The organism is Sphingobium yanoikuyae (assembly GCF_013001025.1).
GTDB classification, from domain to species: Bacteria; Pseudomonadota; Alphaproteobacteria; order Sphingomonadales; family Sphingomonadaceae; genus Sphingobium; species Sphingobium yanoikuyae_A.
Genome location: NZ_CP053021.1, coordinates 2,988,753 through 3,009,703 on the forward strand (window position 1 = coordinate 2,988,753; position 20,951 = coordinate 3,009,703).

The 20,951-nt window shown below is 64.8% G+C and carries 20 protein-coding genes; 7 read left to right on the plus strand and 13 right to left on the minus strand.

The window, feature by feature from the left end; translation table 11 throughout:
- The first annotated feature begins 37 nt into the window (after nucleotides 1–37).
- Together HH800_RS14525 and HH800_RS14530 are read left to right on the plus strand one after the other, a co-directional pair.
- Nucleotides 38–616, plus strand: a complete 579-nt coding sequence (locus HH800_RS14525) for a nitroreductase family protein (RefSeq protein ID WP_169861500.1) — start codon at nucleotides 38–40, stop codon at nucleotides 614–616.
- Between the two features lie 73 nt (nucleotides 617–689).
- Nucleotides 690–1,034 (plus strand): GntR family transcriptional regulator, encoded by a 345-nt coding sequence (locus HH800_RS14530; protein ID WP_004211328.1) that lies wholly within the window; start codon nucleotides 690–692, stop codon nucleotides 1,032–1,034.
- 29 nt (nucleotides 1,035–1,063) lie between these two features.
- Here HH800_RS14530 and HH800_RS14535 read toward each other — a convergent pair whose 3' ends face one another.
- From HH800_RS14535 to HH800_RS14565, 8 genes are all read right to left on the minus strand, one after another.
- Nucleotides 1,064–3,079, minus strand: a complete 2,016-nt coding sequence (locus HH800_RS14535; protein WP_169861501.1) for a tetratricopeptide repeat protein — start codon at nucleotides 3,077–3,079, stop codon at nucleotides 1,064–1,066.
- Nucleotides 3,080–3,082: 3 nt separating this feature from the next.
- Complete coding sequence (prsR, locus tag HH800_RS14540) at nucleotides 3,083–4,447, minus strand: PEP-CTERM-box response regulator transcription factor (RefSeq protein WP_004211323.1); 1,365 nt, start codon at nucleotides 4,445–4,447, stop codon at nucleotides 3,083–3,085.
- Entirely contained in the window at nucleotides 4,447–6,528 is a 2,082-nt protein-coding gene (gene prsK / locus HH800_RS14545; RefSeq protein WP_169861502.1) for an XrtA/PEP-CTERM system histidine kinase PrsK, read from the minus strand. The genes prsR and prsK overlap by 1 nt, the downstream gene beginning before the upstream one ends.
- Nucleotides 6,529–6,538: 10 nt before the next feature.
- Nucleotides 6,539–7,927 carry a TIGR03013 family XrtA/PEP-CTERM system glycosyltransferase gene (locus HH800_RS14550; RefSeq protein ID WP_004211321.1) on the minus strand — a complete coding sequence of 463 codons (1,389 nt, stop codon included), beginning with the start codon at nucleotides 7,925–7,927 and terminating at the stop codon, nucleotides 6,539–6,541.
- A 205-nt stretch (nucleotides 7,928–8,132) separates the two neighbouring features.
- Entirely contained in the window at nucleotides 8,133–8,390 is a 258-nt protein-coding gene (locus HH800_RS14555; RefSeq protein ID WP_169861503.1) for a hypothetical protein, read from the minus strand.
- Between the two features lie 82 nt (nucleotides 8,391–8,472).
- The gene (locus tag HH800_RS14560; protein ID WP_004211318.1) at nucleotides 8,473–9,222 is read right to left on the minus strand and encodes a sigma-70 family RNA polymerase sigma factor; all 750 of its coding nucleotides are present in this window, start codon (nucleotides 9,220–9,222) and stop codon (nucleotides 8,473–8,475) included.
- Between the two features lie 82 nt (nucleotides 9,223–9,304).
- On the minus strand, nucleotides 9,305–9,436 hold the full coding sequence (locus HH800_RS29375; protein WP_268932888.1) for a hypothetical protein: 132 nt from the start codon (nucleotides 9,434–9,436) through the stop codon (nucleotides 9,305–9,307).
- 92 nt (nucleotides 9,437–9,528) lie between these two features.
- Nucleotides 9,529–10,323 (minus strand): response regulator, encoded by a 795-nt coding sequence (locus tag HH800_RS14565; protein ID WP_004211315.1) that lies wholly within the window; start codon nucleotides 10,321–10,323, stop codon nucleotides 9,529–9,531.
- Nucleotides 10,324–10,655: 332 nt separating this feature from the next.
- On the opposite strand from HH800_RS14565, the gene HH800_RS14570 reads away from it, so the two are divergent.
- Nucleotides 10,656–10,850, plus strand: a complete 195-nt coding sequence (locus HH800_RS14570) for a NepR family anti-sigma factor (protein WP_004211312.1) — start codon at nucleotides 10,656–10,658, stop codon at nucleotides 10,848–10,850.
- A 59-nt stretch (nucleotides 10,851–10,909) separates the two neighbouring features.
- A complete protein-coding gene (locus HH800_RS14575) occupies nucleotides 10,910–12,463 on the plus strand; it encodes a sensor histidine kinase (RefSeq protein ID WP_169861504.1) in 1,554 nt (517 codons plus the stop codon).
- Between the two features lie 7 nt (nucleotides 12,464–12,470).
- Here the strand turns inward: HH800_RS14575 and tgt are convergent, their stop codons facing one another.
- The gene (gene tgt, locus HH800_RS14580; RefSeq protein ID WP_099234149.1) at nucleotides 12,471–13,601 is read right to left on the minus strand and encodes a tRNA guanosine(34) transglycosylase Tgt; all 1,131 of its coding nucleotides are present in this window, start codon (nucleotides 13,599–13,601) and stop codon (nucleotides 12,471–12,473) included.
- A gap of 59 nt (nucleotides 13,602–13,660) precedes the next feature.
- Nucleotides 13,661–13,843, minus strand: a complete 183-nt coding sequence (locus HH800_RS14585) for a hypothetical protein (RefSeq protein ID WP_017502262.1) — start codon at nucleotides 13,841–13,843, stop codon at nucleotides 13,661–13,663.
- A 235-nt stretch (nucleotides 13,844–14,078) separates the two neighbouring features.
- Between HH800_RS14585 and HH800_RS14590 the strand changes: the two genes are divergently transcribed.
- Nucleotides 14,079–15,014, plus strand: coding sequence for a crotonase/enoyl-CoA hydratase family protein (locus tag HH800_RS14590; protein WP_099234150.1), 936 nt, complete (start codon nucleotides 14,079–14,081; stop codon nucleotides 15,012–15,014).
- Between the two features lie 3 nt (nucleotides 15,015–15,017).
- Here HH800_RS14590 and HH800_RS14595 read toward each other — a convergent pair whose 3' ends face one another.
- The 3 genes from HH800_RS14595 to groES all read right to left on the minus strand — a co-directional run bounded on the left by HH800_RS14595 (nucleotide 15,018) and on the right by groES (nucleotide 19,257).
- Entirely contained in the window at nucleotides 15,018–17,009 is a 1,992-nt protein-coding gene (locus HH800_RS14595; protein ID WP_169861505.1) for a putative bifunctional diguanylate cyclase/phosphodiesterase, read from the minus strand.
- Between the two features lie 224 nt (nucleotides 17,010–17,233).
- On the minus strand, nucleotides 17,234–18,877 hold the full coding sequence (gene groL, locus HH800_RS14600) for a chaperonin GroEL (RefSeq protein ID WP_004211302.1): 1,644 nt from the start codon (nucleotides 18,875–18,877) through the stop codon (nucleotides 17,234–17,236).
- 92 nt (nucleotides 18,878–18,969) lie between these two features.
- Nucleotides 18,970–19,257: a co-chaperone GroES gene (gene groES, locus HH800_RS14605; protein ID WP_004211301.1), complete on the minus strand. Its 288-nt coding sequence runs from the start codon at nucleotides 19,255–19,257 to the stop codon at nucleotides 18,970–18,972.
- A gap of 787 nt (nucleotides 19,258–20,044) precedes the next feature.
- On the opposite strand from groES, the gene HH800_RS14610 reads away from it, so the two are divergent.
- Nucleotides 20,045–20,329, plus strand: coding sequence for a hypothetical protein (locus HH800_RS14610; protein WP_169861506.1), 285 nt, complete (start codon nucleotides 20,045–20,047; stop codon nucleotides 20,327–20,329).
- Nucleotides 20,319–20,648 (plus strand): hypothetical protein, encoded by a 330-nt coding sequence (locus HH800_RS14615; protein WP_169861507.1) that lies wholly within the window; start codon nucleotides 20,319–20,321, stop codon nucleotides 20,646–20,648. Before HH800_RS14610 ends, HH800_RS14615 begins: the two co-directional genes overlap by 11 nt.
- Nucleotides 20,649–20,951: the final 303 nt, after the last annotated feature.

Sequence of the window (20,951 nt, forward strand, 5' to 3'; positions counted from 1 at the left end):
CTTGCGCCCGGCGGCAAAGCGTCCCATTTGGCAACCGATGTTCAACGACCTTTCCAGCCCCCTCACCCTGCTGCAGACCCGCCGTTCCGGCAAGCCGCGCGACCTGATCGCGCCCGGCCCGGACGATGCGCAGCTGCGCCAGATCCTCGAAGTCGCGCTGCGCACGCCCGATCATGGCAAGCTGGCGCCCTGGCGCTTCGTGATCGTGCCGCAGGACAAAAGGGAAAAGCTGGCCGCGCTGCTGGAGGCCGCCTATCGCGCCGAGAAGCCGGAGGCCGGGCGGCTGGAGATCGAGGCGATGCACCAGTTCGCGCATCAGGCGCCGACCCTGGTGGTGGCGCTGTCCAAGCCGATCGCGGGCAGCAAGATCCCGGTCTGGGAACAGGAATTGTCAGCCGGCGCCGCGATCATGAACCTGTTGCACGCCACCCATGCGCTGGGCTTTGCCGGCGGCTGGCTGACCGGATGGCCGAGCTTCAATGACGATGTGCGCGACGCCTTTGGCAGCGCGGACGAGCGGCTGGCCGGATTCGTCTTCATCGGCACGCCCTCACGCGCGCTGGAAGAACGGCCTCGGCCAGATTATAACGATATCGTATCGACATGGGACAGATAATTGCCGAAAATACGGGCTTTCACGTAACAAGGTCCATTGACCTGCACGGCTGTATTATGGCACTGATGCACTTATGAGCGACGAATCCAAACCCGTCTATCTCCGCCTCCGCGAGATCATTGCCGCCTCCATCCTGGATGGGGACTATCGCGATGGCGACCTCCTCCCCTCGGTCCGCGCCTTTGCCGCGCAGCAGGGCGCCAATCCGCTGACCGTGGCCAAGGCCTATCAGAGCTTCCAGGATGACGGGCTGGTCGTCGTGAAGCGCGGCGTGGGCATGTTCGTCGCCGATGGCGCGACCCGCAAGCTGCGCGAGGCGGAACGCAGCCGCTTCCTGGAAAGCGTGTGGCCGCCGGTCGCGGCACAGATCCGGCGGCTGGGCATCCGGCTCGACGAACTGGACAGCCAGAAGGTCTGAAGAAGAGCGCCCCACGGGGCGCTTTTTTTTTACAAGGCAGCGAGCGCCTTGACCGCCTGCTGGCGATCGGGGAAATGGGCGGCGGCCGCGTGCGACAAAGCGCGCTTCGCCTCCACCTTGCGCCCGGCGGCGGCATAGGCCTGCCCCAGATGGAACTGGAAAGGCGGGTTTTGCGGCGCGAGGGCGACCGCCTTTTCCAGCAGGTCGATCGCCGCCGGCCCCTTCGCATCGGTGCGCAGCAACACCAGGCCATAGATGTCGGCGGTGACCGGATTGGCCGGCATCAGGCGATAGGCCTGGGCCGCATAGAGGCGCGCCTTGCCGGGCGATCCCGTTTCCAGGCTCGCGCGGGCCAGATCGGCCATCAGCAGCGCATCATGGCCGCCCGTCTGCGCCTGCACCGCCTGCAACAAACGCAGCGCGCCGCGCCAGTCATGCGCCTGCATCGCCGCCCCGGCCGCCAGCCGCTGCATCTCCACATCCATCGGGTTCTGCGCCAGGAACAGGCGGATAAGTTGCAGCGCGCGGGCAGGATCGCCCGCCGCGCTCCAGGCCGCGACCAGCCGCAGCGCAGCATTGCGATCGAACCGGATATTGGCCGCCGCCTCGAAACTGCGGGCGGCATCGGCGGGCCGACCGGCAGCGACCAGCGCATCGCCCAGCACGACATGGGCGGCCGGCGCGCCGGGATTAGCGCGCGCCAGCAGCGCGGCGCGGTCGACCGCCTCGCCCGTGCGCCCCTGCATCAGCAGCGCGCGGATATAGGGGATATTGTCGGCCGCAGTGGCGATATCGGCCGGCGGCGCCATGACGGCGTTCGTGCCCCCCAGCAGGTCCGACGAGGGACGCACCGGCCAGGACGCGCGGGCCAGCAACGCGTCGGCCTGCGCGCGATCGCCCAGTTGCTCCTGCGCGCGGGCCGCCAGCGTCAGCACATAGGGATCGGCATCATGGCGATCGACAAGGGGCGCGAGCGTCGCCGCCGTGCCGGCATAGTCGCCGGTCAGATAGGAAGCGCGGGCGAGCAGCGTGCGCGCCACGCGATTGTCGGGCTGCATCGCCACCAGCGGCCCCAGCGCATCGGCCGCCAGCACGGCATTGCCATCCGACAGGTGCAGCACGCCGCGCAGCAACCGGGTCGCCGGCTCGCCATCCAGCCGGCCATCGGTGCGCGCCAGCAGGGTGCGGGCAAGATCGATCTGGCCGGCGCGGGCAGCGATCACCGCCTGAAGGAACCAGGCGCGCGGATTGCCGGGATCGAGCGCCAGGATGCGCCGGCTGACGCTGAGCGCGCGGCTCGCACGGCCGGCATCGGCCAGCGTCGCGGCATATTCGGTGAGCGGGGCAAGCGCATTGGGATGATCGTCCAGCGCGCGTTCGAACCAGGGCAGCGCCGCCACCAGCCCATATTGATCGCGGATCAGCATGCCGCGCAGGGTCAGCGCATCCGGATCGCCCGGTGCCAGCGCCAATGCCTTGTCCGCCGCCGCAATCGCCCCGGCCTGGTCGCCCAGCATCAGGCGGAACCGGCCGAGATCGATCCAGGTCCGGGCCGCACGCGGGGCGAGATGCAGCGCATCGTCAAAGGCGCGCTGCGCGGCGTCATTGTCGCCCTTCGCCTGCCAGGCACGGGCTGCGACACGGGCGGCCTCGGCCGACTTGCCTTCGCGCGCCTGCACCGCGCGCAGGGCGCCATCGGCATCGCCCTGCAACAGCAGCGCCTGCGCCAGCAGCCCATTTATGTCCGCGACGCTGGCGCCCAGCTTGCGCGCCCGCAGCAGATCGGCCTGCGCCCCGGCGCCATCACCCAGCTGCACCAGCGCGCGGGCATGGCCCAGCCGCGCCGGGAGCGATGCCGAATTGCCACGAATGGCGTTCATCAGCTCGATCCGGGCGGTGCGCGCATCGCCGGCATCCAGCGCGGCCAGCCCACGCGCGAGCGCCGCACTGCCGTCCGCCTCATGCACGCGCCACTGCCACAGGCCGGCCAGCGCCAGCAGCAGCAGGGCGAGGCCCGCCAGCAGGATCAGGCGTGAGCGCCGCATCGATCAGCCCTGCATCTTATATTGCTTGAGCAGATCGTAGAGAGTCGGCCGGCTGATCCCCAATATCTTGGCGGCGCTGGAAATATTGCCGTCGGTGCGGGCGATCGCCCGGCGAATGGCGCGCCGATCGGCCATTTCGCGCGCGGCCTTGAGATTGACGACCTCGCTGCCTTCGGCTCGATCACCGTCGAGATCGAGATCGGCCGCCGTCACATGCTTGCCATCGGCCATGATGACCGCGCGCTTCACGCGATTTTCCAGCTCGCGCACATTGCCCGGCCAGCCCCAGGCGTCGAGTGCGGCGAGCGCATCGGGGGCGAAGCCCTTGACCTGCGGGTTCATGTCCTGCGCGAAGCGGGTGAGGAAATGGCGCGCGAGCAGCGCCGGATCGCCCGGCCGGTCGCGCAACGCGGGGATGCGGATGACGATCTCGGCAAGGCGATAATAGAGATCCTCACGGAAGCTGGCGGCGGCGATCATCGCGTCGAGATCCTGATGGGTGGCGCAGACGATGCGCGTATCCACCGCGATCGGCTGGCGCCCGCCGATCCGTTCGATCACCCGTTCCTGCAGGAAGCGCAGCAGCTTTACCTGCAGGGGCAGCGGAATGTCGCCGACCTCGTCCAGGAACAGGGTGCCGCCCTGCGCCTGCTCGATCTTGCCGGGGGTGGTCTTGACCGCACCGGTGAAGGCGCCCTTTTCATGCCCGAACAGTTCTGATTCCAGCAGGGTTTCGGGGATGGCCGCGCAATTGATCGCGACGAAGGCACCGCCGCGACGCGGGCTGGCATCATGCAGACCCTGCGCCAGCAATTCCTTGCCGGTGCCGCTGGCGCCCAGCAGCATGACCGAGACATCGGCGCTGGCGACCCGCTCGATCGTGCGGGCGACCCGCATCATCTCCGGCGCGCCGGTAATCATCCGGCCGAGCACCCTGCCCCCCTCCGGCGCGGCTTCGGCGAGGCGGGCATTTTCCTGCTCCAGCGCGTGGACGTGGAAGGCGCGGCGCACGATCAGGCCCAGTTCGTCAATGTCGACCGGCTTCTGGTAGAAATCATAGGCACCGCCGGAAATGGCATTGAGCGCGCTTTCCCGTGCGCCATGGCCCGACGCCACGATCACCTTGGTATCGGGCTTGATGCGCAATATCTCCTCCAGCGTGGCAAAGCCCTCGCTGGTGCCGTCCGGGTCCGGCGGCAGGCCCAGGTCGAGCGTCACCACATCGGGTGCCTCCATCCGCAACATCTCGATCGCTTCGAGCCGGTCGCCGGCGATGAAGAGCTGATAATCCTCATAGGCCCAGCGCAATTGCCGCTGCAGGCCGGGATCATCCTCGACGATCAGCAATTTGGGGCGGGTGTCGCTCATCAGGCGGCCTTTCCTTGAACATCATCGCGCGCCGGCGCGGGCGCCAGCGGCAGGCGCAGGGTGAAACGGCTCCCCACGCCGGGTTTGCTTTCCACGTCGATCCGACCGCCCATCGCCTCGGCCAGGCTCCGCGCCTCGAAGGCGCCGAGGCCAAAGCCGCCGGCCTTGCTGGACGAAAAGGGCTTGAACAGATCGCGGCGGATGAATTCGGCGGTCATGCCGCAGCCCTGATCGACCACGGCCAATGTCGCCTGGCCATGCGCGCTGCCCAGATGCAGTTCGACCGGGCGATCGGCATCGCTGGCGTCGATCGCATTTTGCAGCAGATGGACCAGTATCTGCTCGACCCGCGCCGGATCGGCGAGCGCGACCGGCAAGTCACCACTGACGGTGATGGCGCGCTGGCGGGCGCGGCTGCGCACGACCTGATCGACCAGCGGCCCCAGCGCCACCGGGCGCGGCTCTTCGGGCCGGCCCTTGTTATGCTGCGACAAGCGGGCGAGCATGTCGTTCATCTTGCCCACCGACTCCTTGAGCGTCAGCAGCATGTCGGCACGGAAATCGGGATTGTCGGCGTGCCGCTCGGCATTGCGCGAGAGCAGGGACAATTGGCTGACCAGATTCTTGATGTCATGCGCGATGAAGGCGAAGCGGCGGTTGAACTCGTCGAAGCGCTGGGCGTCGTCGAGCGCCTGCTGCCCCTGCGCCTCGCTGATATGGGTCGCCGCCTGGCGCCCGGCAGCGCGCAGCATGTCGAAATCCTCCCAGTCGAGGCGGCGGTCGATCGGCGGCGGCGCAAGCAGGATCGCGCCGATCAGCCGGCCATAATGGAGCAGCGGGACCAGCGCCCAGACATGGGCATCCTCGATCAGCCAAGGCGGCAGGTCGAAGGTGGCGTCGCCATCGCGGATGCGACCGACATCGACGATCCAGCCGCTCCCTTCCCAGCTTTCCAACTGATCGAGCGGCAGGGACAGGCCGGCAATCGGCTCCTGCGGCCAGTTCCATTGCGCCTCGAACGCCAGCCGACCGTCATCGGTGCGCAGCAGCAGCAAGGCAGCGGGGGAATCGGTGATGTCGGCGACCGCCTTGGCCACCCGCTCGCCCAGCGGCGGGGCATTTTCGCCCGGCCGGCCGATGGTTTCGCCAAAGCGCATCCATTCGGTGCGATAATCGTAGCGATGCTGGAAGAAATGCTTGGCGACCTGCACCTTCCACAGCGCGCGCATCTGTGGCGAGGGCAGCAGGACGAGCGCGGTCACCGCGACGAAGAAGACCGCGCCAATCTCCACCACCCGCGCATAGGGGCCGGCGATCATCTCGATCAGCACCGCCGCCGCGGTCAGCACCACGACATAGAGGCCGACCGCGACCAGCGAGAGCGACTGGAAGGCAATGGTGCGCGACAATTGCAGGCGGCCGGCCATTTCCTTGCGCATGCCGATGGCGATGACCGGCGCCAGCAGCGCCATCAGCGGCCCGCGCAGCGCGTATAGCTCGTTGACCCGGTCCATCGCGAAATAGCCGATGACATAGAGATTGAGGTCATAGGTCCACATCGCCGCCAGCGCGCCGAGCAGCAGCGACACCCGCCCGCGATCGCGCGAGGGCCAGGCGGTGTAGAGATGATGGACCAGCAGCAGGCAGCCGATCGCGGTCATCATCCGCAGCACCAGCGACACCGCCACCAGCATCTGGTGCAGATCGCTGCGGACCGGCAATTGCCGCCAGGTGAGATCGGTCGAGGTCTGGAGGAAGATGAGGCCGGCGACGGCGAGATAGACGAGGCCGACGGCGACCAGCGCGCCGCCGCGCGAGGCCGGCCCGCGCCGCAGCATGACGAACAGCAGCATCAGCCAGGCGGCGTTGCGGACACTTTCCCCGATGCCCGACAGCGGCTTGTCGACGCCACCGAACGAGACATAGAGCGCCCAGCAGGAGGTCAGCAGCAGCGCGCTGGCGAGCATGCGCGGCTCGGCCGCATCGTCCCGGCGCCGCAGGATGAAGATGCCAAGCGCGGCGAACAGGACCGCGGCCAGTGCATGGCCCCAGTCGCCGATGAATTGCAGCAGCGCGCTCATGGCCTGCCGCTCAGCGCGCGCCGTCGGGCCAGAGGATCACCCGCACCGTCTGGATCAGGATCAGCAGGTCCAGGAAGGGCGTGTAATTCTTGGCATAATAAAGATCATATTCGAGCTTGTGGCGAGCGTCCTCGATCGACGCGCCATAGGGATAGTTGATCTGCGCCCAGCCGGTGATGCCGGGCTTCACCATGTGCCGTTCGGCATAATAGCGCAGATGCTGTTCCAGATCCTCGACGAACTGGCGCCGTTCCGGGCGCGGACCGACGAAACTCATCTCGCCCTTCAGCACGGTCCAGCTCTGCGGCAGTTCGTCGATGCGCAGCTTGCGCAGCCAATAGCCCAGGCGCGTGATCCGCGGATCATCCTTCTCCGCCCAGACTGCCTGGCCCTTGACCTCCGCATCCTGGCGCATGGTGCGCAGCTTCACGATCCAGAATTCCTGGCCATAGAGGCCGACGCGCTGCTGCCGGTAGAAAGCCGGGCCACGGCTGTCGAGCTTCACCAGCAAGGCGGCGAACAGGATGATCGGGCCGGTCAGCAGCAGCAGGATCGAACTGGCGATGATGTCGAAGATGCGCTTGGCGATGCTGGACAGGCGACGACCGGCGGAAAAACCGTCGGAAAAGATCAGCCAGCTGGGATTGACGCTGTCGAGATCGACGCGCCCGGTCTCGCGCTCCAGGAAGGTCGAGAGATCGTTGACATGGACGCCGGTGGTCTTGATCCGCAGCAGGTCGGACATGGGGATGGCGTTGCGCCGTTCCTCCAGCGCCAGCACGACCTCGCTGGCGTTCAGCCGCACCACATAATCGGACATGTTGTAGATGGCGGTGCGGTTGATCGCTTCCTCCACCACCTGGTCGCCGTCGTTCATGGCGATATAGCCGACCACCAGGAAACCGGCGCCGCGCTTCTGTTCCAGGTCGCGGATGCGATTGGCACGCCGGCCGGCGCCCAGCACGACAAGGCGGCGCTTGAACGCCTCACCCCCGAGCAGCGACCCCAGCAGCATGCGGGCCAGCAGCAGCAGCCCCATCGCCAGCCCCATCGCGTAGAGCGAATTGGAGCGCCACAGGGTGATGCCGGGCAGCAGGAAATACATGACCGAGAGGAATATGACGCCCAGCGAGATGGCGACGAGCAGGCGGGCGAAGGCGAAGCGGATCGATTGCAGCGCTTCGGGGCTGTAGACGCCGACCGCGATCATGCCGGTCTGGATGGCGAAGGCGAAGCTCAGCAGCGGGCCGATGCGGGTCGCGATCGGCTCGACATCCATGCCGATCTGATGCGCGCGCAGGATCCAGCCCGCTTCCGCCGCGCCGATCAGCAGCAGGAAATCGAGCAGGCCGAGCAGCAGCACCGCATGAGGGACATAATGTTTGAACAGCCTGATCATCGTATCGCGCTTCTTCCCGCAGCACCGCCCCTCCGGTCGGGAAGGGCCGCCAACTGGAGTCGGCCCAGCCTTACAACAAGCTGTAAGGAAATCCGACAGGGCTCAGACCCTGCCTGAAAATGGCAAAGAAAATCTGAAGATGGCGCCAGTGACTGTAAATCAAGGCGACACCGGATCGCCTTGTCCCGCCCGATCGCAAGGAGGTTCAGTTGTTGTTGCGCAGCTTGTCCGCGGCATTGCGCGCGGCTTCACCCACGATCCGGGCACCATTGTCGAGCGAATCCGCCGCCTGGGTAATGGCGTCGGCGCGCCGATCCTCTCGGCTTTCGTTGGTGAGGTAGAAGAAGCCGATCGCCAGGATCAGGGCCAGCGCCACCAGCGCGAAGACGATGCCGCCGCTGCCTTGCGGACGATCCGAGCGTCGCCCGGTCCGATCCTGTCGATGTTGCGGGTCGCTGCCCATGGCTTCCATCCTTCCCATGGCCTTTCAACCGACAAGCCGGGCGGATCGTTCCCGATCACGCCGGGGCAAGTGCATCCCGCCCTCAATCCTCGGCGGTCTTGCCCCCCATGTCGTCATCGCCATCGTCGTCGGCGGCACCATGGTCGACCAGATTGTCGGAAATGCGGCCACGACTCAGGCGATCGACATCGTCCATGATCTCGTCCAGCACCGCCGTATCGGTCGTTTCCTGCGTCCGGCGCGAGGGCAGCGCGCCCTCCTCCAATATCTGTTCGAGCGCGGCGCGACCGCGGGCCACGCGGCTCTTGATCGTGCCGACCGCGACGCCGCAGATTTCCGCCGCTTCCTCATAGGCAAAGCCACCCGCGCCGACGAGGATCAATGCCTCGCGCTGGGGCTGGGGCAATTGCAGCAGGGCGCGCTGCATGTCGCTGAGTTCGACATGCTTGTCCTGCCCCGCGGGCGCGGCGAGCAGCCGGTCAGCGGTCAGGTCGTCCCAATCGCCGCGGAAACGCGAACGGCGCATCTGCGAGAGATAATGATTGCGCAGGATGATGAAGGTCCAGGCGCGCATGTTGGTGCCGGCCTGGAAGCGGGCACGGGCGGCCCAGGCCTTGAGCAGGGTTTCCTGGACAAGATCGTCGGCGGTGTCGCGATTGCCCGACAGGGATCGCCCGAAGGCGCGCAGATGCGGAATGACCGCGGCCAGTTCACGCTTGAACTCGCCGTCCGACAGTGCCTCGCGCGGCGCCTGGTTCAGCCCTTCATCCACGGCAGCAACCCCCGTTTCGACTGTCGCCCTCGCTGCATGAACCGAAGTCGTCAAAGCCATATATGCATCCGCACCCTAGTTCGATTACCGCCAAAGGCCAATTCCCAAGATACCCCTAGAAACGCCCATTTTTTCCACTGCCTTACCGCCAGAGAACCAGCAGCATCACGATCACGGCCAGTGCGAGCCAAATGCCCAGCACATAGCGAACGACGTGCGGCGTAGCGCCGCCCCGTGCGTCCTGCGTGGAGATATGCTGCTCCTCGTCGGCCATCGGCCCTCTCCGAATCGTTACGCATATTTAACGCGTTAAAGCCGGGAGGGTTCCGCCGACCGTCACAAAGGATCGGCCGGCGGGAAGACAGGTCAGGCCGGGGCGGTCGCCTCGTCGAAGAAAAGCGCCTGCGAGATCGCGGCCTTGACCGTCGAGCGCTGGAACGGCTTGGTGATGAGGAAGGTCGGCTCGGGCCGCTCGCCGGTCAGCAGCCGTTCGGGGAAGGCGGTGATGAAGATCACCGGCACCGAGAATTCGGCAAGAATGTCCTTCACCGCGTCGATGCCGCTCGAATCATCGGCCAACTGGATATCGGCCAGCACCAGGCCGGGCCGTTCCGCCAGCGCCTCGCGCACCGCATCCTCACGGGTGACGGCGATGGCGGTCACATCATGACCAAGGTCGCGCACGATCGTCTCGATATCCATCGCGATAATTGGCTCATCCTCGATGATCAGAACCTTGGCACGGGTCTGCGCCTCGATCTCCTCCAGCGCCTCCTCGACCAGAGCTTCGACATCGGCGGTGTCGAGGCCGATCAGATAGCCGGCATCTTCCGTCGTGAAGCCTTCGAGCGCGGTCAGCAGCAGCGCCTGGCGCGGCAGCGGGGTCAGCCGGGCCAATCGGGCATGGGCGATCGCCTCCTGCCCGATCGAACCCGAGAAGCCGGGCTCGTCATCCAGGTGCGAGGACGACCAGATCGCATGGAAGGTCTTGTAAAGGCCGAGGCGAGGATCGACACCGCTGGGAAACTCCTCCGGCGCGGCAACGATCGCTTCGAGCGTGGCGCGGACATAGGCATCGCCATGAGTCTGGCTGCCCGTCAGCGCGCGCGCATAGCGCCGCAAGAAAGGAAGATGGGGGTGCAGTTGCTGTCCAAGCGACATCGGTAAGTCTTCTCCCTGCCCTGTCGGGCCTGTTGTCCGAAACATCGGCTCCGCCGGAGGATGGGATGACGATGCCGCGCTGGCAAGCCCCTCTCCCCCTGCCGCCGAATGACCGACGGTGCAAAAAATGCTTCGAATGCCGGAACCATCGACACCAAGATTTGTTTCACTCTCGTTCGGTTTTTTCGACGGTAACGGCTTTTTGGTGAAATTTGCCCAGCTTGGTGAATTGACGCCGCTATGCGTTGCGGCGAAATAGCGGACAGGCTGGCGTCACGGATTTAGCTTCAAAGGGGCTGATTTTGGTTTCTTCAACAACGGAACGGGACAGGATGGGAGGGGATATTGACGTCGGCACGACCATCCGCGACCGCGACATGAAGACTGCGCCCGAACCACGCAAGCGCCGCACGGCCGCGAAAAAGGACGAGGCCCAGGTGTCCCAGGTGCTCAAGTCCGTCTATCAGCGCACGGTCGACGAAGATATTCCCGCCGAAATGCTGGACCTGCTCAGCAAACTGGACTGATCAACGCTGGTCGGGGCGGCATTTCCCTGCCGCCCGTACAAGGACCCTCTCGATCCCCCATGACCATGTTCGGCGTCTATCTCCGGTCCACCGGCGTCAAGATGTTCCTCATCCTGACGCTCGCGCTGCTGCCGCTGGGGCTGATCGCACTGGTGGCGTCGCTGCAGGCGATCCGCACCGCCGACCTGGAGAAGGAAGCGCTGCTGCGTGTCGCCGTGACCCAGAGCGCGCGCAAGCTGACCGCCGATCTCAACGCCGATCGCACCGCGCTGGGCCTGACCGTCAACGCGTTGGCCGATGGCAAGGCGGACGGCGAAATCTGCAACCGCCTCTCCTTCTTCCTTACCGCGCAGGACCGCAGCGGCATCCGATTCTATATCTATGACCGATCGGGCAAGAAGCTGTGCGGATCGGCCACGCCGGAGCCGGCCGGCATTCCGCCCACGCGCCGCTTCATCGGTCCGCGTGTCGAACTACTGTCGTCCGGCGACTTCCTGCTGTCGCGCACCCACAGCCATGACAATCGCGTCGCGGCGCTGGCCTATTATTCGCGGCCGCATCTCGAAAGCGTCGCCGATCCGGCAACCGCGCTGCAGAACCGGCAACTGAGCCTGCGCCAGGGCGAGCGGCAGATGATCGTCAGCCGCCCCGGCAGTCGGATCGACGGCCATAGCAGCAGCCTGTCCGCCCGGCTCGACCCGCCCGACATATTGCTGACCATGACGGTGCGCGAGCCGCCGGCGACGATCGCCCGATTGCTGTCGCTGTTCCTGCCGCTGGTGATGTGGTTCGCGGCCGCTGCGATCGGCTGGTTCGTGGTCAATCGGCTGCTGATCCGCCCGCTGGTGCTGCTGCGGCGCCAGGTTGCCGCCTATCAGCCTGGCGAAGTGCTGGAGCCGCTGCGGCGCATCCGCACGCCCGCGCACGAGATCAGCGACCTGGGCGACACATTCCGCGAGATCAGCGAGGATGTCGCCACCCATGAGGCGGAAATGGCCGCCGCGCTCGACACCCAGCGCAAGCTGACGCGCGAGGTGCATCATCGGGTCAAGAACAACCTGCAGATCATCGCCAGCCTGATCAGCCTGCACGCCCGGTCGGCGCATGAGCCCGAAGCAGTTTCGGCCTATGGGTCGATCCAGCGCCGGGTCGACGCCCTGTCGGTCGTCCATCGCAACCATTTTGCCGAGTTGGAGGAAAATCGCGGCGTCGGCGTGCGTCCGCTGATCAGCGAATTGTCCGCCAGCCTGCGCGGCACCGCCCCGCATGAGGCGCGCCGTTTCGGCATCCAGATCGACAGCGACGATGATCTGCACATCAGCCAGGATGTCGCCGTTCCGGTCGCCTTCCTGGTGACCGAACTGGTCGAACTGGCGATGCTGTCCGATCCGCGCGCGACGATGCGGATTTCGGTGCATCTGGAGGCCGATCGGAACGACCGCGCCCTGTTGCAGATGGCGTCGCCCGCGCTGCGCGCCGGGCCGGAAGTGACTTTATTGCTGAACGAACGTTATGGCCGGGTGCTGACCGGCCTGTCGCGCCAGCTCCGCTCCCCGCTCGATCATGATGCCGAAGCGGGCTGCTACAGCATCGCGATCAGCGTCATTCCCTGAAAAAGCGTCAGACCCGCTGATAGTCGCGGCGGAAATCGGCCGTGAAGGTCGATAATGTGCCCGCCGCGATATTGTCGCGCAGGCCCTGCATCAGTTCCTGATAGAAATGGATGTTATGCTGGGTCATCAGCATCGCGCCCAGCATCTCGCCCGACTTCACCAGATGATGGAGATAGGCGCGGCTCCAGGTCGCGCAGACCGGGCAGCCGCAGCGCGGATCGAGCGGGCCCAGATCCTCGTTGAACTTGGCGTTGCGGATGTTGAGCGGGCCGGCCCAGGTGAAGGCCTGGCCATTGCGGCCCGACCGGGTCGGCAGCACGCAATCGAACATGTCGATGCCGCGCTCCACGGCGCCGACGATGTCGTCGGGCTTGCCCACGCCCATCAGGTAGCGCGGCTTGTCCTGCGGCAGCATGTCGGGCGCGAAGTCGAGCGTGGCGAACATCGCCTCCTGCCCCTCGCCCACCGCAAGGCCACCCACGGCATAGCCGTCAAAGCCAATCTCGATCAGCTTTTCCGCCGAAATCTTGCGCAGTCCTTCGTTAAGCGAGCCCTGCTGGATGCCGAACAGGGCTGCGCGATCGGCATGGTCGCCGCCCGCATCGAAACCGTCGCGCGAGCGCTTGGCCCAGCGCATCGATCGCTCCATCGACCTGGCGGCCTCGTCATGGGTGCAGCCATTCTTGGTGCATTCGTCAAAGGCCATGACGATGTCGCTGTCGAGCAGCCGCTGGATCTCCATCGAGCGCTCGGGGCTGAGCATATGCTTGGAGCCGTCGAGATGGCTGGAGAAGGCGACCCCCTCCTCGCTCATCTTGGTAAGGGCGCTCAGGCTCATCACCTGATAGCCGCCGCTGTCGGTCAGGATCGGCCGGTCCCAGCCCATGAAGCCGTGCAGTCCGCCCAGTCGCGCCATGCGTTCGGCGCCGGGGCGCAGCATCAGATGATAGGTGTTGCCCAGGATGATGTCGGCACCGGTGGCGCGCACTTCGGCCGGGCGCATCGCCTTGACGGTGGCGGCGGTGCCGACCGGCATGAAGGCGGGCGTGCGGATCTCGCCGCGACGCATCTGGATCGCGCCGGTGCGGGCCTTGCCGTCGGTGGCGGCGATCGAGAAGGAAAAGCGGGGCTTGGTCATCGCCGCGCTCTAGGAGCGAACGCCCGCGCGCACAAGAGCGGCGCGGCCTGACCGCCGTTTCAGCCCGCCCGGCGGACGCCGTCGAACAGGGTCATCGCGTCGATGTCGAACCCCTCGACCCTGCGATAGCGGCCGATGAAGCGCAGACAATCGGCGGACAGGCGCAAGGTCCAGGGCTGGCCCTGCGCATCCTGTAGCGTGAGTGTCACATTCTTGCGGGCCGGAAGGCGATGCATGTCCATGCGACCGCTCTAATTAACAATGGTTAACAAAGGGCTGAGCAGAGGGGTTGAAAAGCGGAAACGAAAATTTCTGTTGCGATATCGCAACAACAATCTCCATTTCGGCGCATTTACCGCGCTTTCCGGGCAACAGTTGCGGATAAAAATGGTTAATGATCTGTCAACTATTTGTCCCGCACTGCATCATAAGCGCCGACCGTCGAAGGTTCAGATTCAAGAGAAAAATGGGGCGCACATGATTGATTCAGGACGCTTTAGTGCAGCTGACGAGCGCGCGACCGAGGTCGAAGCGGCATTCGAGATCGAAAGCTTTGGCGAGGATGCCGTAACGTCATCCCCCGCCCCTTCCCAACTGTTCGACCTCGGCCAGATCGACGTGCAGTGGGAGGCCGAATCCGAAACGCTCTGGGCGTTCATGACGCCGGCCAATCGCCCCAATTTCAGCATGACCATGCTGCGCGACGTCCGCTACTGGTATGCCGAGACCAAGCGGCTGTTCGATGCCGGCCAGTTGCCGGTCAAATATATGGTGGCCGGCTCCCGCTTCCCCGGCGTGTTCAACCTGGGCGGCGACCTCGAACTGTTCGCCGGCTGCATCGAACGCGGCGACCTGCCCGGCCTGGTCCAATATGGCCATGCCTGCATCGACGTCGTCCATCGCACCTGGCGCAACGGCGACATGCCGGTGGTGTCGATCGCGCTGGCGCAGGGCGATGCGCTGGGCGGCGGGTTCGAGGCGCTGCTCTGTTTCGACGTGGTGATCGCCGAGCGCAGCGCCCGTTTCGGCCTGCCCGAAATGCTGTTCGGCCTGTTCCCCGGCATGGGCGCCTATTCGATCCTGTCGCGCAAGCTGGGCCGGCTGGCGGCCGAGCGCATGATCCTGTCGGGCAAGGTCTTCACCGCGGAAGAGATGTTCGACATGGGCATCGTCCATACGCTGGTCGAGGATGGCGAGGGGGAAGCGGCGGTGCGCGATTTCGTCACCCGCAATCGCCCGCACCATGCCGGCCATGTCGGCGTCTATGAAGCCGGGCGCCGGGTCGATCCGCTGCACCATGACGAACTGAAGGATATTGTCGAGAATTGGGCCGCTTCGGCGCTCAAGACCGACCTAAAGGATATCCGCATGATGCGCCGGCTGGCGTCGGCCCAGACGCGCCTGACCAAATAGGGATCAGGCCAGGCGGCGCTGGCGGATCAGCGCCGCCATGTCATGGATATCGGCCCTGTTGCGGTTGAGCAGGGCCTGCAACTCGCCGATCGGGACCGGTCGGCTGAGGACGAAGCCCTGGACGTTGGTGAAGCCGGTTTCGCGGGCGTAGCGCAACTGTTCCTCGGTCTCGATCCCCTCCGCCACCGTCTCCACCTCCAGCGCGCGGGCCAGATAGGCGACGGACTGGGCAATCGCCCGGTCGCGGGGATTTTCACCGACGCCGCGCATGAAGCTCTGATCGACCTTGATCGTGTCGAACTCATGGGTGCGCAGCGCGCCCAGCGAGGAATAGCCGGTGCCGAAATCGTCGAGCGCGAGGCGCAGGCCGATGCGGCGCAATTCGCTGAGGATCAGATGGGTCCGGCGGTCATCTTCCAGGAAGATGGATTCGGTGACTTCCAGCTCCAGCCGGCGCGCCTTGAGCCCCGACTGGAGCAAAGCGGAAATGACGGCGCGCGGCAGGCCGTCGGTCTTGATGAGCGCGGGCGAGATGTTGACCGCGACCCGGATATCCTCGTCCCAGCCCATCGCGTCACGGCACGCCTGAGCCAGCGCCCAGTTGGTCATCGGCTCGATCAGGGCCGAGCTTTCGGCGATCGGGATGAACTCGGCCGGGGAAATCCAGCCCAGTTCCGGATGCTGCCAGCGCATCAGCGCCTCGCAGATGGTGATCCGGCCGGTCTCGGTATCGAAGATCGGCTGATAATGAAGTTGCAGCTCGCCATTGGCGAGCGCGCTGCGTAGCCCGGTCTCCAGCTCATAGGTGCGGTTCTGCCGCTCCTTCATGGTCCAGTCGAACTGGGCATGGCGGTTCCGCCCGGCATGCTTGGCCTTGTAGAGCGCAAGGTCGGCATGCTGCAGCAGTTCGTCGCCATCGGCGCCATCTTCGGGCGCGACGGCAATGCCCATCGAGGCGGAGATGGTCAGGTGATGGCCGCCGACTTCGAAATCGCCGGCAAGAATGCGGGTGATGTCGCCCGCGATCACTTCCGCCTGGATGCGGCTGACGCCGGGGCAGATCAGCACGAACTCGTCGCCGCCGAAACGCGCGACATGGCCGCGCCGGTCGAGCGCACGGGTCAGCCGTTCGGCCACCTGGCACAGCAGCTGGTCGCCGACGATATGGCCCAGCGTGTCGTTGATTTCCTTGAACCGGTCGAGGTCCATCCACAGGACGGCGGTCTGATCCGCATCGGAAATGCGATTGTCGAACAGGTCGCGCAGCCGCATCTGCATCGCCATGCGGTTTTCCACCCCGGTCAGGCTGTCATAGCGGGCCAGCCGCTCGAACTTGATCGCGAGGTTGCTCTTCTCCTGCTTGCCCTGCATCGCTTCCAGCACGATGCGGTGGGTGGTCTTGGTGATTTCCGCCATGGCGAAGATCATCAGGAAGCAGAGCACGCCAAGGACGACATAGCCGACGCCACCAGCGATCAGCAGGCCGATCGAGGTCGGCAGCATGGTGAAGCAGGTCTGGCCGACCGCGACATGGACCCGGCCGGCATTGCGCCCGGAAATGCCGCCCGCATAGGAAGCGACCATGCCGACGGCCAGGACATGCAGGGTCGCATTCTGGCTGATCGTCAGCGTCGCGAGCGATTGCAGCCCGAGCAGCGCGGCATAGATCCAGGCCCCCATTTCATAGGCGATTCCCCAGATCGGACGCGCCGGACCATCCTGATGCGCCAGCGCGCGCTGGAAATAGACGGCCGAAATGGAGCGACTGATTCCCACGATCAGGACCAACGCGGCGATGATGTGCATGGTCAGGACATGGGCCTGCCAGGCGATCACGAGACTGAGTGAACCTCCTGAAATCGCGCCAGAAAGCAGCGATGCCGGGGAGGCATAAAGCGCTTTGACGAGGCTATCCTGCACCTCAGCATTCTGCTGGGTACGGGGCGCAAAGCGCGCGCGCAGGACTGCGCACAGATGGCGGACGAGGCGTGACACGTGCCAGCATAGTGGCGGATCAGCCTTGAGATTTGGTAAACCAGATGCCCACCAAAGCAGATCAATTCCGCTGCCCGATCAACAATATCCCCCTCTCCTCCCCGGCCAAGGCACTGTCATATGGGGCCGGAAACAGGCTGTAGGACAGCGGAAAGGACGGGCACGAAAAAGGCCGGTGGATCGCTCCACCGGCCTCATCATTTTCGCAACAAGCGCAGGACTGATTAGAAGTCCATGCCGCCCATGCCGCCCATGCCACCCGGCATGGCGGGCATGGCGGGCTTGTCTTCGGGCAGTTCCGAAACCGCGGCTTCGGTGGTGATCAGCAGACCAGCAACCGAGGCAGCGTTCTGGAGCGCGGTGCGCACGACCTTGGTCGGGTCGATGACGCCAGCGGCAACCAGATTTTCATAGGTGTCGGTCGACGCGTTGAAGCCGAACGAGGTGTCGGTCTGGTCGAGCAGCTTGCCCGAGACGACAGCACCGTCATGGCCGGCGTTGGCGGCGATCTGGCGAACCAGCGCGGTCAGCGACTTGCGGACGATGTCGATACCGCGGGTCTGGTCGTCATTGGCGCCAGCGACGCCTTCGAGAACCTTGGTCGCGTAGAGCAGCGCGGTACCACCACCGGGGACGATGCCTTCTTCGACGGCAGCGCGGGTCGCGTGCAGGGCGTCGTCGACGCGATCCTTGCGCTCCTTGACTTCGACTTCGGTCGCACCGCCAACCTTGATGACGGCCACGCCGCCAGCCAGCTTGGCCAGGCGTTCCTGCAGCTTTTCACGGTCATAGTCCGAAGTGGTGACTTCGATCTGCGCACGGATCTGCTCGGTACGGCCCTTGATCGAGTCGGCATCACCGGCGCCATCGACGATGGTGGTGTTGTCCTTGTCGATGGTGACGCGCTTGGCGGTGCCCAGCATGCCCAGGGTGACGTTTTCGAGCTTGATGCCCAGGTCTTCCGAGATCACTTCGCCCTTGGTCAGGACGGCGATGTCTTCCAGCATGGCCTTGCGGCGATCGCCGAAGCCCGGTGCCTTGACCGCAGCAACCTTCAGGCCGCCGCGCAGCTTGTTGACGACCAGGGTCGCCAGCGCTTCGCCTTCGATGTCTTCGGCGATGATGAGGAGCGGACGGCCCGACTGAACCACGGCTTCCAGGATCGGCAGGATCGACTGCAGATTCGAGAGCTTCTTCTCGTGGATCAGGATGTACGGATCAGCCAGCTCGACAGCCATCTTTTCCGGGTTGGTGATGAAGTAGGGCGACAGATAGCCGCGGTCGAACTGCATGCCTTCGACAACGTCCAGCTCGAAGTCGAGGCCCTTGGCCTCTTCCACGGTGATGACGCCTTCCTTGCCGACCTTTTCCATGGCTTCGGCGATCTTCTCGCCGACTTCCTTGTCGCCATTGGCCGAGATGATGCCGACCTGGGCAACTTCGGCCGAACCGGCAACCGGCTTCGAGCGCGACTGGATGTCCTCGACAACCTTGGCGACGGCGAGATCGATGCCGCGCTTCAGGTCCATCGGGTTCATGCCGGCGGCAACCGACTTCATGCCTTCGCGCACGATGGCCTGGGCCAGGACGGTCGCGGTGGTGGTGCCGTCACCGGCGATGTCGTTGGTCTTCGAAGCGACTTCGCGGACCATCTGGGCACCCATATTCTCGAACTTGTCCTTCAGTTCGATTTCCTTGGCGACGCTGACGCCGTCCTTGGTGATGCGGGGGGCGCCGAAGCTCTTGTCGATGACGACGTTGCGGCCCTTGGGGCCCAGGGTCACCTTGACCGCGTCGGCCAGGATGTCGACGCCGCGCAGGATGCGCTCACGAGCGTCACGCGAAAACTTTACGTCCTTCGCTGCCATGATCTAATTCCTTTGAAATATAGGGAAAAATGGAAAACCGAAATTCTGCGGGTTGCTGTCGCTCAGGCGACGATACCCAGCCCGTCGCCTGCTTAGGCGACAATACCCAGAATGTCCGATTCCTTCATGATGAGCAGGTCTTCACCGTCGACCTTGACTTCGGTGCCCGACCACTTGCCGAACAGCACGCGATCGCCGGCCTTGACGTCCAGCGGGGTGACCTTGCCGTCTTCGGCCTTCGAACCCGAACCGACGGAGACGATTTCGCCTTCCTGCGGCTTTTCCTTGGCGGTGTCGGGGATGATGATGCCACCGGCCGTCTTCGCTTCCGCTTCAATGCGGCGAACGAGAACGCGGTCATGCAACGGACGGAATGCCATGATGATTGCCTTTCCCTTTGTGCTGGGATGGGTCCGGCGCGGCCCGCAAGAGGAATATCCCCGTGCGATATTGTGCCCCGCCTTGTCCTTCTCCCGATGAACTCTCTCATTGTTAGCACTCGCGGATGGAGAGTGCTAGCGGCATGCATATGGAAAAGTCGTTTCGCCGGTCAAGGGCGGGACGGGATAAAAATTTTCGCCGTCCCGATGGATCGGGGATCGATCGGACCGGCGTGCGGGCCATACAGCAATCACCCTGCCCCGTCATGCCGGGCGCGACGGACCGGACGACGATTGCGACGCGACAGGCGGCAGGACTGGTAACAGCACAGGGCCACGCGCCTGTCGAAGTTCACAGTGTAAACGGGGTTTCCGGGGCCTTTGCACCGCCAACGCGCCGGGAACGCGTCGACCACGCGCCTGTCGCGCGTCGGGGGTGTGGGGGCGCGGGTCGGTGGCACGCGCCCGTCATGCGGCGGCGGGGCGGCGGCGACGCGGCACATAGGCGCCTGCCGCGCATCGATGAGGCTACAGGCGAGGCAGAGGCGGCGATGCGAAGAAAGGCGCTGGTCCATCGCGCAGGGTAGATCAGAAATCGGGCATGTAGGACAGGGTGACACGAAGCGAGCATCTCCCGTCATTGCGAGCGGAGCGAAGCAATCCATCTCGCGCCAGTGGATTGCTTCGCTCCGCTCGCAATGACGATATCCGGCTTTGACAGCTAACGACCATTTGCCGCCGCCAGAATCCACCGCTAGCCTCGTCATAAGCGGACGGAGATGGCCGGGTGCATTTGATTGAATTGCTGAAAAGCACGCAGGAGTGGAGTGACGACGATGGCACGATTTACGCTGCCAAGCCTTGGGGGTGCTTTGCAGACGCTATCGTTATCAACCCTGCGCCAGACGCGACCGATGACATCGAACGATCAGGGATAGTTTACAGCTATTTTCTCGAAACGTTTATCGCGCGTGATCTCTTGGAAGATTTCGCGGGGTTAGCAGAGGGCGACGAAACTGCGGAGCGCGTTAGATGCGAACGCCTTATCAGGTATGCCATCGATGACGCATGACGATCGCGACAATGAGACATGGCTGCTTGACGCAACCGACGAAATCGTGAGCGCGAAGGCGGAGATCGGCTTCGCAGCTATGACTTCGATCCAGCGCGTGACCTATTGCTTGTGGGTTGCTGATTACGGAATGCGAAATGCAGGCGATTTAACCACGGCGATTGATCTGTTTGCATCGTTTATGAGGGACGGTCACGTCGCTGCCAAGGAAGCTGGCCTGCCTCATTCGGCACACATGTTTTCGCTTTCTATCGCGGATTTGGAAGCGAGATACCTTGGCCTGTTCGACGGCGTCGTTAACGAGATCAGGGCCGTGTAGGTTGAGCAGAAGGCGATCATATGTCTGCTCGGCCGATTAGGGGCCAAAAGCCGACAGTCCACTCCCCACCCACTCCGTCATTCCCGCGCAGGCGGGAATCCATCTCCTGACCTCGCATCTGGTCCGAAGCTGGTGACCCAGCCTGCGCGGGGATGACGCTGTGAAACAGGTGGCCAGCTTCCTACCCAACTCCGCCATCTCAGCGACGGGTGGAAATGGCCGGATTTGCGCCCCCTCCTCCATTGCCCGGCGATTGCGGCATGTCCTTATTCATGTCGCGTCGGGAATCTTTGATGGCTGGGG